Annotated in this window: 16 protein-coding genes; 14 read left to right on the top strand and 2 right to left on the bottom strand. The window is 42.4% G+C overall.

Annotation, left to right across the window (positions count from 1 at the left end; all coding sequences use genetic code 11):
• Positions 1-56: 56 nt before the first annotated feature.
• Positions 57-1,376, bottom strand: a complete 1,320-nt coding sequence (locus ACVBDY_RS07730; protein ID WP_447174893.1) for an aspartyl protease family protein — start codon at positions 1,374-1,376, stop codon at positions 57-59.
• A 264-nt stretch (positions 1,377-1,640) separates the two neighbouring features.
• On the opposite strand from ACVBDY_RS07730, the gene ACVBDY_RS07725 reads away from it, so the two are divergent.
• The 11 genes from ACVBDY_RS07725 to ACVBDY_RS07675 all read left to right on the top strand — a co-directional run bounded on the left by ACVBDY_RS07725 (position 1,641) and on the right by ACVBDY_RS07675 (position 13,435).
• The gene (locus ACVBDY_RS07725; RefSeq protein WP_447174892.1) at positions 1,641-2,837 is read left to right on the top strand and encodes a pyridoxal phosphate-dependent aminotransferase; all 1,197 of its coding nucleotides are present in this window, start codon (positions 1,641-1,643) and stop codon (positions 2,835-2,837) included.
• Positions 2,838-2,930: 93 nt separating this feature from the next.
• Positions 2,931-3,944 (top strand): UDP-N-acetylmuramate dehydrogenase, encoded by a 1,014-nt coding sequence (murB, locus tag ACVBDY_RS07720; RefSeq protein WP_447174891.1) that lies wholly within the window; start codon positions 2,931-2,933, stop codon positions 3,942-3,944.
• 301 nt (positions 3,945-4,245) lie between these two features.
• Positions 4,246-4,782: an RNA polymerase sigma factor gene (locus ACVBDY_RS07715; protein ID WP_447174890.1), complete on the top strand. Its 537-nt coding sequence runs from the start codon at positions 4,246-4,248 to the stop codon at positions 4,780-4,782.
• Between the two features lie 84 nt (positions 4,783-4,866).
• Positions 4,867-5,628, top strand: a complete 762-nt coding sequence (locus ACVBDY_RS07710) for an anti-sigma factor domain-containing protein (protein ID WP_447174889.1) — start codon at positions 4,867-4,869, stop codon at positions 5,626-5,628.
• A 146-nt stretch (positions 5,629-5,774) separates the two neighbouring features.
• Positions 5,775-5,981 carry a membrane or secreted protein gene (locus tag ACVBDY_RS07705; protein WP_447174888.1) on the top strand — a complete coding sequence of 69 codons (207 nt, stop codon included), beginning with the start codon at positions 5,775-5,777 and terminating at the stop codon, positions 5,979-5,981.
• 24 nt (positions 5,982-6,005) lie between these two features.
• A complete protein-coding gene (locus ACVBDY_RS07700) occupies positions 6,006-7,106 on the top strand; it encodes a glycosyltransferase (RefSeq protein ID WP_447174887.1) in 1,101 nt (366 codons plus the stop codon).
• The gene (locus ACVBDY_RS07695) at positions 7,097-7,666 is read left to right on the top strand and encodes an RNA polymerase sigma factor (protein WP_447174886.1); all 570 of its coding nucleotides are present in this window, start codon (positions 7,097-7,099) and stop codon (positions 7,664-7,666) included. The genes ACVBDY_RS07700 and ACVBDY_RS07695 overlap by 10 nt, the downstream gene beginning before the upstream one ends.
• On the top strand, positions 7,659-8,876 hold the full coding sequence (locus ACVBDY_RS07690) for an Nramp family divalent metal transporter (RefSeq protein ID WP_447174885.1): 1,218 nt from the start codon (positions 7,659-7,661) through the stop codon (positions 8,874-8,876). The genes ACVBDY_RS07695 and ACVBDY_RS07690 overlap by 8 nt, the downstream gene beginning before the upstream one ends.
• A 148-nt stretch (positions 8,877-9,024) precedes the next feature.
• Positions 9,025-9,900 carry a lipoyl synthase gene (lipA, locus tag ACVBDY_RS07685; protein ID WP_447174884.1) on the top strand — a complete coding sequence of 292 codons (876 nt, stop codon included), beginning with the start codon at positions 9,025-9,027 and terminating at the stop codon, positions 9,898-9,900.
• Between the two features lie 155 nt (positions 9,901-10,055).
• A complete protein-coding gene (gap, locus tag ACVBDY_RS07680; protein ID WP_447174883.1) occupies positions 10,056-11,087 on the top strand; it encodes a type I glyceraldehyde-3-phosphate dehydrogenase in 1,032 nt (343 codons plus the stop codon).
• A gap of 119 nt (positions 11,088-11,206) precedes the next feature.
• Positions 11,207-13,435, top strand: a complete 2,229-nt coding sequence (locus tag ACVBDY_RS07675; RefSeq protein ID WP_447174882.1) for an ATP-binding protein — start codon at positions 11,207-11,209, stop codon at positions 13,433-13,435.
• 26 nt (positions 13,436-13,461) lie between these two features.
• Here the strand turns inward: ACVBDY_RS07675 and lpxK are convergent, their stop codons facing one another.
• On the bottom strand, positions 13,462-14,469 hold the full coding sequence (lpxK, locus tag ACVBDY_RS07670) for a tetraacyldisaccharide 4'-kinase (RefSeq protein WP_447174881.1): 1,008 nt from the start codon (positions 14,467-14,469) through the stop codon (positions 13,462-13,464).
• 195 nt (positions 14,470-14,664) lie between these two features.
• Between lpxK and ACVBDY_RS07665 the strand changes: the two genes are divergently transcribed.
• From ACVBDY_RS07665 to ACVBDY_RS07655, 3 genes are all read left to right on the top strand, one after another.
• Positions 14,665-15,780 (top strand): Nif3-like dinuclear metal center hexameric protein, encoded by a 1,116-nt coding sequence (locus tag ACVBDY_RS07665; protein ID WP_447174880.1) that lies wholly within the window; start codon positions 14,665-14,667, stop codon positions 15,778-15,780.
• 3 nt (positions 15,781-15,783) lie between these two features.
• Positions 15,784-16,563 (top strand): zinc ribbon domain-containing protein, encoded by a 780-nt coding sequence (locus tag ACVBDY_RS07660; protein WP_447174879.1) that lies wholly within the window; start codon positions 15,784-15,786, stop codon positions 16,561-16,563.
• 228 nt (positions 16,564-16,791) lie between these two features.
• The gene (locus ACVBDY_RS07655) at positions 16,792-17,172 is read left to right on the top strand and encodes a VOC family protein (protein ID WP_447174916.1); all 381 of its coding nucleotides are present in this window, start codon (positions 16,792-16,794) and stop codon (positions 17,170-17,172) included.
• Positions 17,173-17,241: the final 69 nt, after the last annotated feature.

Here is a 17,241-nt window from a genome sequence, read left to right as displayed (position 1 = left end):
CAAATGTTGAACAGGCCCCTGAAAAGGGGCTTTGTTATTCTATATGATACCAAAAACTAAAGTACTTTCTTAAGCTCAAAAGTAAATCGCATACTATTGTCTTCCCTTTGCACTATCAACCTTATTTTTTTACCGGGCTTTACATTCAGCATTTCCGTAACTTCGGGAAGCGAATGTTTATGGGTCGATTTCCCGTTTACGGATAAAATAATATCTCCCGTCCGCAATCCGGCCAAAAACGCAGGACTCCCTTCTCTTATTTCAACAATCTCAAAAGCGGGGTGAAGTGCATATTTAAAGAATCTGTCCAGTTGTATTTCTACACCTTCACTTCCCGTATTTTCTGATCTCCCCCTCTTTATTCCCGATTCCAGCTCCTTAACCACCCGGATTCCGTTGTGTTGCAATTCTATTCCGCTCATATTGTATTTGAAAGGCTCTCTGAAATACCTGTTCCGCCGAAGTGTTATTTTTCGTTCCCCGTAATCCAGTGTCACATTAAAACGCTTTAATACTTCTGCCCCCAGGCTACCATCCCTTTCATTGAGGTTTTGCAGATGTTGTATGGAGACAGAATCAGGGAACGCTACCTTTGCTTCTTCAAGTTCAAATTGTCCCAACTGTAATTTTTCCACTCTTGCTCTATCCCCGTAAATACTTCCGCTAAGTCCCCTTCCGAGAAAATCTTCAAAATGATTTTCGGGGGTAACAAGTCCTTCATCCTCCTTTCTGAAAAGCCAGAGTGCATCACTACTACCGGAATCTATAAGCAATTTCACTTCTACGTTATTCAGGCCGTTTAAATCTACTGCCGCCTTTAAATACGGTTTATTGTGAATGATGTCCAACGGAAAAGTCTGACATTTTCTACAAGTATCATGCTCGTGAGTTCCGGGACGATAGAATCTTATTCTTTTACGTGCATAATTAATTTCCACCACAAAATCACGGAAGAGCTCAAAACCGATAATACCATGTATGGGTATACCCAGGCGTGGCGCAAAATTAATCTCCTGGTCAAGTATCAGGTAAATGTCTTCGTTGTAATTGACAATATCCTTTTTTATCCTGAAAATATTATTTTTTGCCTTGTAGGCTTTTATGGCCTCACCCCCCCCAAGCCCCCTGATGTAAATTACTTCCGTATTTTTCAGCTTCAGGGAATCTGCAGAGCTAAGGTCAAATAATATCGGTTTGTTAACTCCCGTATCCAATATGAACGACAGTTCCACCCCATTAATCTCCACAGGCAATACAACAAGATTACTAATAAGCCGGAACCTGACGGAATGATAATCCTTGTCGGAAGACAAGCTAAAATTCGACTGGGCAGGAGAGGAAATACAAAAAAACAACACTGAAAAAACGATCAGCATTGCTTTTTTATCAATATTTAGTATAAAAAAATGCATAATACTAATATACGCATAAGTTTTATTTTCTAATAATACATCCAAACCGTATTAAAAATTAAAGAACAATAATATTCGGTCCGGCGGATAACAGCTAAAAATTATTTCGCAAATTTGCATAGCCGGATCGTAAAGGAAGATCAGAGCACCAGGGCTTTAATAACATGCACGATAGCATTTCATCATCCCGTTCCGGCGCTTAAACATTAAACTAACACAGTAAATATTATGCCAGCAATCTCCGATAAAGGCAGACTTATGCCGGAGTCACCCATACGTAAATTGGTGCCCTATGCTGAAGAGGCAAAGAAGCAGGGACGTAAAGTATATCATCTGAACATCGGTCAACCCGATATTAAAACCCCTAAAGTAGCCCTGGATGCGGTAAAGAACAATGCCATAGAGATCCTGGAATATGCCAGGAGCGAAGGTTCTGAGCAGTATCGTGAAAAGTTAGCTGAATACTATAGGGACAAAGGAATTGATATTACTGCCGGAGAGATTATTGTTACCACCGGTGGCTCCGAGGCGCTTTTGTTCGCTTTGGGAACTGTTGCTGATTACGGTGACGAAGTTATCATACCCGAGCCTTTCTATGCCAACTACAATGGTTTTGCTACGGCTTCCGGTGTAAAGGTAGTTCCGGTGGTTTCTTCCATAGAAGACAATTTCGCTCTTCCTCCGATTGAGGAATTCGAAAAACTCATCACCCCGAAAACCAGGGCTATACTGATCTGTAATCCGGGTAACCCTACCGGTTATCTCTACTCCAAAGAAGAGATCCGCAAACTTGCCGCAATCGTTAAAAAACATAATTTATTCCTGATATCGGATGAAGTATACAGGGAATTTACATATGATAACGCAGAGCACTATTCCATAATGCGGGAAGAAGGGATAGCGGAAAATGCCATAATGATCGATTCCGTTTCCAAACGATACAGTATGTGCGGGGCCAGAATAGGCTGCCTGGTATCGCGGAACAAAGAAGTAATCTCAACCGTGCTGAAATTCGCCCAGGCCCGGCTCTCATCCCCCACTTATGCTCAAATAGCCAGTGAAGCCGCCCTGATGACCCCACAACATTATTTTGACGATGTCATTGAAGAATATGTGTCCAGAAGAAACCTGTTGGTCAGTGAACTGGAAAAAATAGAAGGCGTACGTGTAGCCAGACCAAAAGGTGCATTTTACTGCATTGCCGAACTCCCCGTAAATAATACAGATGATTTTGCGCGGTGGTTGCTGGAAAGTTTTCAATGGAAGAACCAAACAGTCATGGTGGCTCCCGCTGCAGGATTCTATTCCACACCCGGAATGGGAACCGACCAGGTGCGTATTGCCTATGTCCTCAAGAAAGAAGATCTCATTGAGGCGGTGAATATACTGAAAGAAGCCCTTAAAGTATATCCGGACAAAAAATAACAAAAATATACGGACGGCTGATCCTACGGATATTCCGGTCTTTTTAGCCGTCCTTATTTACAGCAACTACGGACCTCTTGAACCAAAGATAAAGTGAACATTCAACAAAATATATCCCTCAGAAAATATAACACTTTCGGTATTGATGTCCGTGCCAGGTATTTTACTTCCGTATCCGATACGGCAGAACTTCTGAAAATCATTGAAGATCCGGGTTACCCGGACAGATTTATTCTGGGAGGAGGAAGCAACATCCTCCTGACCCGCGACCTGGAAATCCTGGTCATCCATATGAAAATAAAAGGGATTACAGTCTTACAAGAAGATGAAAACCAGGTATTGATCAGGGCCGGAGCCGGTGAAAACTGGCATGATTTTGTCTTATGGACGCTGGACAGAAATTACGGGGGATTGGAAAATCTCTCCCTCATACCAGGAAATGTAGGCACTGCCCCAATTCAGAATATAGGGGCCTATGGTGTAGAGCTTAAGGATGTTTTTGAATCATGTGAAGCTGTAGAGGTCCGTTCCGGAAAACGCAAAACGTTCACGGGTCAGGATTGTCGTTTCGGCTACAGGGATTCCATTTTCAAACAGGAAGCCAAAGGAAAGTATATCATTACAAACGTCACCTTCCGGCTTTCAAAAAACGACCACGACTTACATACCGGCTATGGCGCCATAAAAGACCTTCTCGAAGAGCGGGGCATTGCAATACCCTCTATACAGGATGTATCCGATGCCGTAATAGCCATTCGGAAGAGCAAACTTCCCGACCCGGCGGAAATCGGAAATTCCGGGAGCTTTTTCAAAAACCCGGTCATTACGGTGGCCGATTATGAAAAACTAAAAACAATATACCCGGAAATACCAGGCTACAACATCTCCGAAAACCAGACAAAGGTCCCTGCGGGATGGCTTATCGAACAATGTGGTTTTAAAGGTAAAAGATACGGTGACGCCGGTGTACACGCAAAACAGGCACTCGTCCTGGTGAATTACGGGAATGCCTCCGGTATAGAGATATGGCAATTAGCCCAAATGATACTGGCGGCCGTTAAAGATAAATTCGGCATTTCACTGGAACCCGAAGTAAACGTTTTATAAATGAACTCGTTTAAAAATTTTTAATTGAAGCGGGGTCAATAATAAAAACCTCACCGGCTTTAAAAAGACCGGAGAGGTTTTCCGCCGGTATGACTAACCCTTTCCATACCGGATATAAGATATAACAACTATTTTGTAAATTCATATTTCAGGCACATCTTCCCCCGTAAGCCTTATAAGAAAAATAGTCTTGCCTCTTACAAAGAGCTGTCCATAATTTTAATAACTTTGAATGGCCTCATTCTTATATACGAAATAACCAGGTGTACCGGATGTCATGTACCAAAAAAATACCAAGGCAATGTCTTCTTTATTAGAAATCAACATCATGAATCTGCTCATTGAAAAAGATGAGAAAGGCATGACTATGCTCTACAATTACTATGGAGATGCCCTTTACGGCATCGCATATAAAATAACCCGTGATGAGGAACTGGCCAAAGATGTTCTGCAGGAAGGCCTGATGAAAATATGGAAAAAAGCACATACCTACAATGCGGAAAAGGCCCGGCTCTTTACCTGGATGTACCGGATTATCCGAAATACGGCCATAGACAAAGTCCGAAATGCGAACATAAAAGAAGAACAGGAAATCCAACTGGATATTTCTAACGTATATAATATAGGTATTGACGCGATAAAACCTGAATATATGGACATTCAGAAACATATCGCATCATTGGATGAAAAATACCAAATAATTCTGGAAGCCCTGTTTTTTAAGGGGATGACACAGCAGGAAGCCAGTGAAATACTGGATGTTCCATTAGGCACCGTTAAATCCCGGCTAAAAATCGGCCTTCGTGAACTCAGAAAAATTTTTAATGCGAATATTTAATTTTCACTTTTTACATCTGCCGGGAAAATCCATACACCTCCCATAATACGGGTGTAATTTACGGACAGTCAAAAGACCGAGAAAATGAACAATGATATTAAAGCCATGCTGGAAAGTGATATGCTGGAAAGATACCTTATAGGTTCTACGTCACCTGAAGAAAACTACGAGATCGAGGAAAATATAGCCCGGTACCCGGAGATTAAAAGAAAATATACCGAATTACAGGAAGACCTGGAAAATTATACCAGGTCATTTTCAAGACCTGCCCCCATACAGGTTAAAAAAAATGTTATGAGGTCCATCCGCAAGGATAAGAAAAAAAACAAGCCCTGGTATTTCAATGCGGCAGCGGTCATTGCAATTGTCTTTTGTACTTCCACTATAGTATTGCTCTATCAGAACAAATTATTACTCAGTAAAAACGGACTGGTAAACGAAGAGATCGCCGCACTTAAAAGTGATATCCTGAATACCAATTCCAAACTGGACGATGTAAAAAATCAGTTCCTTATACTCAACAATCCCAAAACCCAGAAATATGTCCTCCAGGGAAACCGCAGGGCCAAAAATCTGAAAACGGTAGCTTACATTGACCCCGTGGAAAAACTATCCATGATCAATGTAGTTTCCCTTCCCGAACTTCCGGAAGAACAGGTGTTCCAGATGTGGGCAGAAATTAATGGTGAAATGATCAGTCTTGGTATTTTGGAAAACGCACAAAACAAGTTGTTGTCCATTCCTTTCCGGGAAGGAGCCAAGAGTTACAATATCACCATAGAACCCAAAGGAGGAAATATCAATGCAACCGAAGAAAATATGGTAGCCAGTATTTACCTCAGATAGCCTAAAACCTAAAACGATCAACAGAAATTATTTTTCGAGAAAGACAAGGAGAAAGACAGTGGAATTACGCATCATTCAACCCGGATAATTCGTTATTCAATATTTTGTTTTGTAACTTTGTAGTAGAATAAATAAAGATTGCTACGATGAAATTAGTTTTGCTTACCATAGGTTTACTAGCCCTAGCATTTGCAGGAATAGCCATAAAAATATGGGCAAAGAAAGATGGCAAGTTCGCAGGGACCTGTGCCAGCCAGAGCCCTTTTTTGAATAAATCGGGCGAAGCTTGCAGTTTTTGTGGAAAAATGCCGGACGAACAGGAATGCAGGGACCCGAAAGTACAACAAAACTAATGCAGCAGGATACTGATACTGCCTATGGTAATAACTTTACTCTCCTTGTTTGCAGGAAGCACAGGTGTCCTCGTCATTTATTATATAGTATTCGGAAAACTGGCTTTTTCCGGTAGATCTTTACGACAAGGGAACCCGGTTCCGGTCTCCGTTATTATACGAACGAAAAACAATGCCGATATTCTGCGGCAAACCCTTCCTTCCGTTCTGGCCCAGGATCATCCGTATTTTCAGGTTGTCCTTGTCAACGATGCTTCTTCCGATCATACACTCGAAGTCATAGAGGAATTTGCAGAACGATATCAAAATATAAAAATAGTCAACGTCGTAAACAACGAAGCTTTTTGGGGCAAGAAAAAATATGCCCTCACCCTTGGGATCAAAGCCGCTAAAAACAATCTTCTGGTATTTATCGAAGATAATTATGTACCGCTTTCCAATATATGGTTGCGGGAGATCAGTCAGCATTACTCCGAAGAAAAAACTGTTATTCTAGGCTACAGCACTGTAAAAAGGAAGAAGAATGTATTTTCTAATGCATTGATTCGTTTCGATAATTGGTTCCATTCCGTAAAATACCTTTCATTTGCAACAGTCGGACTTCCGTATTCCGGTTCCCAAAAAAACCTGGCTTTCCATAAAAGCGCATTTTACCAGGTAAACGGGTTTATCAGCCACATGAATATGAAAAACGGGGAAGACGAACTTTTTATAAATGAAGTCTCTACAGCAAAAAATACGATTGTGTGCACCGCCAAGGCAGCATGCACGGAATCTGTTACAACACCTTCGGTTTCCCAATGGATAAAACAAAAACGGGAAGGTTTTTATGTTTTCCGCAATTTTAAACTGAGGGACCGGATAGTACTCAACCTTTATTACATAATGCAGTTGCTTTTCTGGTTATTACCTGTTCCGTTGATACTACTAGGAGCAAACTCCACACCGCTCCTGGTTCTCATTTTCCTTAAATGGGTAGTTCAGTATACGATCATGGCAAAGCTGACCCGAAAATTTGGTGAAAAAGGATTTATATGGCTTCTTCCTCTGTACGAAGCCGCTCTTATTAGTGTGCAATTTTATATCTTTATAACAAGTTTCAGAAAAAGTACACGTTGGAAATAACCTCAGAATTTATCAGAGAAAACATAGAAAAGGCCCGTGAAGGTAATCAAAAAGCCTTTAATTTCCTTTTAGATTATTACTGGAATGATATTTACGGCTTTCAGCTTATACGCACCAAAAATGAAAATGATGCGGAAGATATTACCATCCAGACATTTTCCAAGGCTTTTGACAGGATAGACACATTTGATAACAGCTACTCTTTTAAGACATGGCTGACGACCATTTCAAAAAATATTCACCTGGACCTGCTTCGAAAACGAAAATCAAGCCTGCTCCAGGCCACCTCTCGGGATGAAGACAAAGTTTACGATGTGCCGGACGATGCGCCCTCGGCAGAGGACAACCTGATTTACGAACAGAATCTCGCACAGTTAAAACGCTTTATAAAAAAATTAAAACCCCATTACCAGGATGTTATCAACCTCCGGTATTTCCGGGAACTGAGCTACCAGGAAATAGCATCGGAGCTCAACGAACCTCTTAATAATGTCAAGGTAAAATTACTTCGGGCACGAAAATTACTGGCTGAAATTATCCACAAAAGCAAGAATGTATAAGTATATCAAAAAGCTTGGCCCAGGCCTGTTATTTGCAGGGGCGGCAATAGGCGTATCTCACCTCGTACAATCCACAAGAGCTGGCGCAGATTTTGATTTCGGACTGATCTGGGCCCTTTTACTCGTGCATCTTTTTAAGTACCCTTTTTTTCAGTACGGACCCAGGTACACTCTTTCCACAGGCGAATGCCTGCTCGATGGCTATAAGAAACTCGGCACGCCTATCCTGGTAACGTATTTCATCCTCACTTTTGCAACAATGTTTACCATACAGACCGCCCTGACCATTGTTACGGCGGGTTTAGCCTCCACACTTTTCGGGATAACACAGAACATTATTTTATGGAGCGCCATAATTACGGCCCTATGTATGGTTATACTTATTTTAGGGAGATATAAACTTCTGGACAGTCTGATGAAAATTATTGTCCTAACCCTGACAATAAGCACTTGTGTCGCGGTTATTCTTGCTATTCCCGATACTTCCGTTCAACACACCTTTACCCAGATATTACCAAAAAGTGATGCCGGCATCGCCTTTCTCATTGCCTTCATGGGATGGATGCCCGCTCCTCTGGATATTTCTATATGGCATTCTCTCTGGGCCCTGGAGAAGAAAAAGAACATTCCGGGCTACAGCTTAAAAAATTCCATCACCGATTTTAACCTCGGCTACAGCAGTACCATAATTCTCGGCACACTGTTTATGGCATTGGGCGCATTGGTCATGTTCGGGTCCGGTAACACGTTCAGCAGCAATGCCACACTTTTCTCCGAACAACTTATATCCTTATACACCAAAAATCTGGGGGAAGCCGCCTACATACTCATTGCTGTGGCTGCCTTTACCACGATGTTCAGTACTACACTCACTACACTGGACGCTTCGCCAAGGGCCATGTCGTATACCACAAGATTATTACTCGGACAAAAAAGCAAACACTCCTATGCCATCTGGATGATAATACTCGCAGCAGGAACGATTGCCATATTGCTTTACTTCCTGTCGGAGATGAAGACCCTTATCGATATAGCCACTATCCTGTCATTCGTAACCGCACCTTTCTACGCGATTATCAATTTCCGGCTCATCTGTTCCTCCCATACCCCGGAACAGGATCGGCCGGGTGCTGTTCTCAAGGTCATCAGCTGGCTGGGAATTATCTTTTTGATAGGTTTTAGTCTTTGGTACACAATAACTCTTTTTTGAAAAATAAAGAACACATAGCACCCGGAATACCCACATCCTTCGCTAAAAAAATTGTGGATAACCCCGGAAAAACTACATTTCCACTTCCCGATCATCATACCCGTTACTTCATACTTCTTTTGTATCTTTGTAGTATAAAAACAGCGCTATGAGTGTAGAAACTGTTGCTAATGCGGCACCGCCGAAAGGCAAACCGAAATGGCTGCGTGTTAAGCTGCCTACAGGTAAAAAATATACGGAACTAAGGGGATTGGTAGATAAATATAAGCTAAACACCATATGCACATCCGGAAGTTGCCCGAATATGGGAGAATGTTGGGGTGAAGGCACGGCTACCTTTATGATCCTGGGGAATATTTGTACCAGGTCCTGTGGCTTCTGCGGGGTAAAAACCGGAAGACCGGAGACGATTGACTGGGAAGAGCCTGAAAAAGTAGCCCGTTCCATCAAATTAATGAACATTAAACATGCCGTTCTCACCTCCGTTGATCGGGATGACCTGAAAGATATGGGCTCTATCATATGGGCAGAGACCGTAAAAGCCGTGAGGCGAATGAACCCGGAAACCACGCTGGAAACCTTAATTCCGGATTTCCAGGGTGCGGAAAGAAACATCGACAGGATTGTCGAAGTTTCCCCCGAAGTAGTATCGCACAATATGGAAACCGTAAAAAGGCTCACTCGTGAAGTCCGTATTCAGGCCAAGTACGACCGAAGTCTTGCCGTATTAAAATACCTGAAAGACCAGGGAGTGAGAAGGACTAAATCCGGGATCATGCTCGGGCTGGGCGAAACCGAAGAGGAAGTTGTGGAGACCATGAAAGATCTCAGGGATGCACAGGTAGATGTAGTCACTATTGGCCAGTACCTGCAACCATCCAAAAAACACCTTCCGGTTAAGCAGTTTATTTTACCGGAGCAATTCGACAGGTTACGGGAAGCAGGCCTGGACATGGGATTCCGTCACGTAGAAAGTGGCGCCCTTGTAAGATCTTCTTATAAAGCGCACAAACATATCGATTAGGGCGATAACCTGAATTTGTTCAGCACAGGAATGTCTCCGCCCATGTGGAAGACAGATAGCTGTCGTATAAGGAAAGACCTTTTTCTGTAAACAGGTCCGTATGAACCGAACCGTAAAAAACAATCAAATCAAAAAAACACCCTTATTTCCAGGGTATGGATAGAATTAAAATAGCAATAAACGGCTTCGGGCGTATAGGCAGAACGGTATTTCGCCTGCTCCTGGATCACCCCGGTATAGAGGTGGTGGCCATCAACGACCTTGCGGACAGTAAAACGCTGAGCCATTTACTCAAATATGATAGTATACACGGTGTTCTGACCGATAAAGTAAGCTGTGATGCGAACTCCATTGTCGTCGGTGACAAACATTATCCGCTTCTCAACGTATCCGATATACAAAACCTGAACTGGACTCCTTTTCATCCGGATATTGTACTGGAATCTACAGGAAAGTACAAAAAAAGAGAACAGCTGGAATATCACATTAAAAACGGTGCTGAAAAAGTACTCCTTTCAGTGCCTCCGGAAGACGACCTGATAAAAATGATCGTCCTGGGGGTAAACGAACATATTCTCGACGGTTCGGAAGATATTGTATCCAATGCTTCGTGCACTACCAATAATGCCGCCCCGATGATAAAGGTCATTGATGAACTTTGTGGCATCGAACAGGCTTATATAACTACCGTACATTCTTACACATCGGACCAAAGTCTGCACGACCAGCCACACAGGGACCTCAGGCGGGCAAGGGCTGCTGCGCAATCCATCGTACCTACCACAACAGGCGCGGCAAAAGCTCTTACCAGTATTTTTCCAAAACTGAGCGATGTGATCGGAGGATGTGGTATCCGTGTTCCCGTACCGGACGGATCTTTAACCGACATTACCTTTAACGTCACAAAGGAAACCTCTATCGCGGAAATAAACGATGCTTTCCGGAAAGCGGCAAACAGTAGCCTGAAAGGTATTTTATCCTATACGGAAGACCCTATCGTGTCTATTGACGTGATAAATAACCCATATTCATGTATATTTGATGCACAAATGACCTCTGTTATCGGCAAAATGGTAAAGATCATTGGCTGGTATGACAACGAATACGGATACAGCAGCCGGATCATTGATCTGATCTTACACATCAGTCTGTTAAAGAGAAAAAATCAGGTACAAGGTGTCCGGTAAATTCTTTGGAGATATTGCACCTCTGTTTACAAATACCGAAAGGGATTCCGGCAAATTTTTAATCCGTTTAATTTTTGATTTTATGGAGAACCCCATTATATTTATGTGAATCTTTTGCCATGAAGGGACTCTCTTACTATTTTCTGGTCTTTTTGTTCCTGCTTCCGGGCTTCATATTCGGACATTACAGCAATGCTTCCGGAGATTCCATTGAAAATGCCATACAAAAAGTATATTACCACAAAAACAAATTTGATTTTGCACCTGCCATAAAAGAGCTGAAACATGCTGTGGACATGGCCGACACGATAAAACGGAAACGTTCGCATTATCTCTTTGAGTGCTATACCCTTTTTATACAACTATACCTGGATTTTGATCGGAACAATGATCTGCAGGTATACGAATTTCTCGGTGAGTCCCACCTCCACCCCAATCCCGAAGCCACCAAAGAAACCAGATTTTTGGCGCTCAAAGCACTGATAGCAGCCCGAAAAGGGAACTATCCCGATGCAACTTCCTTAATTTCCGAAGCGAAAGCAGCACTCCTTAATCAGAAGGAAGAAGACGCCCTGAGCCATGTTTTTTATTACGAAGCACAGGTATTTCTCGAACAGGGACAATATGACAAAGCGGCATCCATACTTCACAGGACTTTCCCTTTACAGGATGCTTTCGAACAAAAGTATATCAATGCCGGAATTCTTCTCGATCTCGCATTCGCATACCTGAAATTAAAAGAACCCGAAAAGGCGATGTCTTGTATTGAAAAAACTTCGCCACTAATACAAAATGCCGATTTTCCGAAGTTGAACCTTCGGAAAAACCTTCTCATGGCAGATATATTACTTATTCAGGGTAAAAAGCAGAAAGCCGCGGAATATGCCCGCCTGGCAGAAGCGCTCAAAGAAAAATATTTCAGTGCCCAGGCCATAGAAGAACGCAATAATATTGCCTATCAAAACACCTCGAATTTCAAAGACAGGGTCATCGAGCAGTACAAAACCGATGCACGTAAACAGGCGCGCCAGGTGAACATTGCAAAAATGATCTCCATATTCAGCTCGGTCCTCGTGATCGTCATTTTTATCCTTACGCTGTCCCTGTACCGAAACAATAAAATAAAACTCAAGACCAACAACCTGCTGCTCAAAAAAAATAGGGAATTGCAAGCTGCAAAGGAAGACGCGGAAAGCGCCCTGCAGGTCAAGGCAAGATTTCTCTCTACCGTAAGCCATGAACTGAGAACGCCTTTATATGCGGTAACCGGTCTCACCCATCTGTTACTGGAAGAAAACCCCAAAGACAGTCAGAAAGAATATCTCAACTCCCTCAAATTTTCGGGAGAATACCTGTTAAACTTCATAAACGACATTCTTCAGGTCAATAAATCGGAGGCCAATCAGCTTAAAGTCAAGAAGGTTCCTTTCAACCTCGAACAGATGCTCGTAAAGGTAGTAAGGTCTCTTGAACACTCGGCCAAAGAAAACAATAACACCATAGAATTAAACCTGGATAAAAATATTCCGCTTAAACTTATCGGGGACTCCCTCAAATTGTCACAGGTATTCATAAACCTTATTGGCAATGCCCTGAAATTTACGGAAAACGGCAAGGTAGCTATACGAGGGGAGATTGTGGAACGCAAAAAAGAAAATATTACGATCCATTTTGAAGTGCGTGACAACGGTATGGGTATAGAATCTGAAACCCTCCCGCTGATCTTTGACAGTTTTGCCCAGGGATCCACACAGATCAACCGGAAATACGGAGGAACAGGACTGGGGCTCACCATAGTTAAAAACCTCCTGAGCCTCATGGGAGGCGATATAAAGGTGGACAGCGCACCAGGCAAGGGAAGTACTTTTACTTTTGATCTCACCCTGGACAATGCAGACGATACAGAAGTCACCAATACTGTCTTATCGACTGTAGACGACGAATGGACAGAAGAAGAAATCATTTTTGATAACATTCATGTCCTTTTGGTCGAAGACAATAAAATAAACCAGGTCGTTACCAAGAAGATGCTGGCGAAGAAAAATATCACCTCAGAAGTTGCCAATAACGGTTACGAAGCCATCGACATGGCCAGGAACAATACCTACGATCTTATCCTTATGGACATCCATATGCCGGGGATCAGTGGCATCAAGGCAACGCAAGAGATCCGCAAATTCAACAAAAAAGTCCCTGTTGTAGCTCTCACCGCCATTTCGCTGGAAGACAATATGGATGCATTGTACAATGCAGGGTGTAACGATATCATTACCAAACCTTTCAAACCCCAGATATTCTACAAGAAGATAAAAAATAACCTCGATAAAAATGCGGGGAAAGCGGACTAAACGGATACACAGAACTCTTGTCTCTTTTAGTTCCCTTTCACATAGCTTCGCACCAGGTCATCAAATTTCTCCTGGTCTCCGAACAAAAAGACAGATTGTATTTCAATATAAAAAATCCCGTCAATTTTATCCTTCAGTCGCATAAAGTCCTTCTCCGTAGTCAGGATGTTTTTCTTTTTCCTTAATTCCTCCAGTTCATTTTCAGTAAAATCATGGTGATCCGGAAAATCGCAATGTTCAAAATCCAGGTCCCTACCCTTCAGGAACTCTACCAGTGGAATGGCTTTAGCTATCCCGGTTACGAGGGTGAAGCTGTGGTTTATCCAATCGGACAACAAAACAGTTTGTTCCAGGGAAGCGATACGTTCATGGTAAGCTATAGTGGTAAAAAAAATATGTTGGTATTTTTCCGGGGCCAGTAATTTTAAAATACCATTCTTTTGATCCGTACTCAAATCCTTCGGGCATTTGGTCACCACTATAATATCGGCTCGCCGGGCCTCCCTCCGGCTATCCCGGAGATTCCCTGCCGGCAGGAACATATCATTAACATACAAGTCATTAAAGGCCGTCAGCATAATATTAAGGCCGGCCTTCACCCTGCGATGCTGAAAAGCATCATCCAGAATAACCGTATCGGGAGGAGGTTGCAGGGCGAGGAGATTGTGTATACCGTTCACTCTGTCAGCATCTACAGCTACTGCTACATCATGAAATTTTTCGTGATACTGACAGGGTTCATCTCCCAGTTCCTCTACTCCCGTTTCCGGGCCTGCCAGGACAAATCCTTTTGATTTCCTTTTGTATCCCCTGCTCAGGGTCGCCATGTAAAAATCGGGAGTTAACAAGCGTACCAGGTATTCTACCATCGGTGTTTTTCCCGTTCCTCCCACACTCAGGTTCCCGACACAGATTACCGGGATATCAAAAGAAACGGAACGAAATATTCCCTTGTCATAAAAAAAATTCCTGACCTTTACTATCAACCCGTAAAGCAGGGAAAATGGCCAGAGTATTTTTCGGAGTTTTCGCATATCTTTTTTTTGGCAGGTAGTATGCAGGCCGGAAGAAAACATCACGTTTTGGCATGTATACCTGTTAACCTGTCTTTCGCATTACAAATAACGGTTAATTTTTTCACTTCCGGATAATCCCGATTTTTCACTGTATCTTTAGAACCTGTAAATTTGTACGGGAATCCCCTAATTGTTTAATATAAAAAAAACCACATGTACATTAAGGACGTCATAGACTGCCTGGAAGAACTTTCTCCGCTGGCCTATGCCGAAGATTTTGACAATACGGGCTTACTGGTTGGTAACCGGAACGATGAAGTAAGGGGTATACTTATTACCCATGATACCCTGGAAGAAATAGTGGACGAAGCTATAGAGAAAGACTGTAACCTCATCATAAGTTTTCATCCCATCATTTTTTCAGGCCTCAAAAAGCTTAATGGTTCTTCTTATGTGGAGCGTACGGTAATAAAAGCCATACGACACCATATTGCCATCTTTGCTATTCACACTGCCCTGGACAATACTTTTAACGGAGTCAATGCGGCGCTATGTGATGCATTAGGCTTACAAAACAGAAAAATATTGATCCCACAAAAGGGAACGGTAAAAAAATTACTGACTTTTGTTCCTGTAAACGACGCTGAACAGCTGCGGGAAGCCCTTTTCCATGCCGGCGCCGGAACTATCGGTAATTATAATAATTGTAGTTTTAACCTCGAAGGTACGGGGACTTTTCAGGGAGATGAAAACAGCAATCCTGTGATCGGTGAACAGGGAGTAACCCGTTACGAACCCGAAACCCAGATCGGCGTTACTTTTCCGAAACACCTGGAAGGTAAGGTCCTCAATGCCCTCTTCACCAATCATCCTTACGAAGAGGTTGCTTATGAAATTACTACCCTGGAAAACCATAATCAACACATTGGTATAGGCATGATCGGCGAGTTGGCAGAACCCGCAGAAGACGAAGAGTTTTTACTTCGGATAAAAGAAAAAATGCAACTGGCCTGTATACGCCATTCCGGCCTGTTGTACAAAAAAATAAGAAAAATTGCGGTGCTTGGCGGAAGCGGTGCTTTTGCCATTTCACATGCAAAAAAATCGGGAGCCGACATTTTTATTACGGGAGATGTTAAATATCACGAGTTTTACAAAGCCGAAAAACAAATGATTATTGCTGACATAGGGCACTATGAGAGTGAACAATATACAAAAAATCTTTTGTTTGAGCATCTTACGAAAAAAATTCATAATTTTGCACCTGCCTTACCAGAGGGTAAGGTGGTTTTATCAGAGTGCAATACAAATTCGATCAAGTATTTATAACCTATGGCAAAAAAAACCGACGCTACTGTAGAAGAGAAATTAAGAGCCTTGTATGATCTGCAGTTAATTGACTCCAGAATTGATGAAATAGCCAATGTGAGAGGAGAACTACCTCTCGAGGTAGAAGACCTGGAAGACGAAGTCGAAGGACTGAGGACACGGTTAGACAAACTGGGAGGAGAACAGGAAAACCTCACCCAGGAAATTGCCAATAAGAAAAACGCTATCGAAGAATCCAAGGGGCTGATTAAAAAATACACGGAGCAACAGAAAAATGTTCGTAACAACCGGGAATTTAACTCCTTGAGCAAAGAAATGGAATTCCAGGAACTGGAAATCCAGCTTTCTGAAAAGCAAATTAAGGAATTCAAGGTCCAGATCGAGCAGAAAAAAGAAGTGATCACAGAGACCAAAGAACGTCTTAAGGAACGTGAGAGTCATCTGAAACACAAGAAAGGAGAACTCGATGCTATCCTGGCCGAAACGGAAAAAGAAGAAAACACCCTCAAGGAAAAATCCAGAGAGTTCCAGGAACTTATTGATGACAGACTGGTAAAAGCATATGCACGTATTCGTGACAATGTGAAAAACGGACTTGCTGTAGTAGCTATAGAAAGAGGAGCTTCGGGAGGTTCTTTCTTTACTATTCCGCCACAGGTACAAATGGAAATCGCCGCACGAAAAAAAATCATCACCGATGAGCACAGTGGGCGTATCCTCGTAGACCCTGCCCTGGCCGATGAAGAAAGAAGCAAAATGGAAGAACTGTTCCAGTCTTTATAAAGACATACCGTATTTAAGTAATATAAAAGGCCGAAAGTTAACTTTCGGCTTTTTTTATTTCTACCGCTTTTGTCCGTTTTTTACTATCACACTAAAACGGTTATATGCAACTTTGCGTAACAACAAATCATCAGAGACATGAAAACCGTACTGACATTATTAGGCTTTATCTGTTTTATTACAAGTATTAACGCACAAAACCATTCCGTTATGAACACTAAACACAAAATGAAGTTAAACGCGGGTATAATAACCCAAAAACTGACAGAGACAAAAGAATTTTATACAGAAGTACTCGGATTCGGGGTAACTTTTGAAAATGATTTTTACCTCTTGCTACATACCCCGGACCACGAATCGGAAATAAGCTTCCTGATGCCGGACCACAGTTCGCAACAAGCTCTTTTTCATCCTGCCTTTGGCGGACAGGGCGTATACTTTACGATTGAGGTAGAAGACGTGGATAAAATTTATCGGGAACTCAAAGCAAAAGATATCCCTATCTCCATAGAACTGAGGGATGAACCCTGGGGAGACCGTCACTTTGCCATTAAGGACCCTAATGGCGTGGCCATAGACATTGTCCGTTATCAAGCCCCAGGGGAATAGCATAATGTAGCAACAAAAAATCCCCGGTAACCATCTGCTGTTTACCGGGGATCACTTTCTTCTTTTTCA

This window comes from Sinomicrobium halophytocola (assembly GCF_052983395.1).
This window is presented reverse-complemented; position numbering and strand designations above follow the sequence as displayed.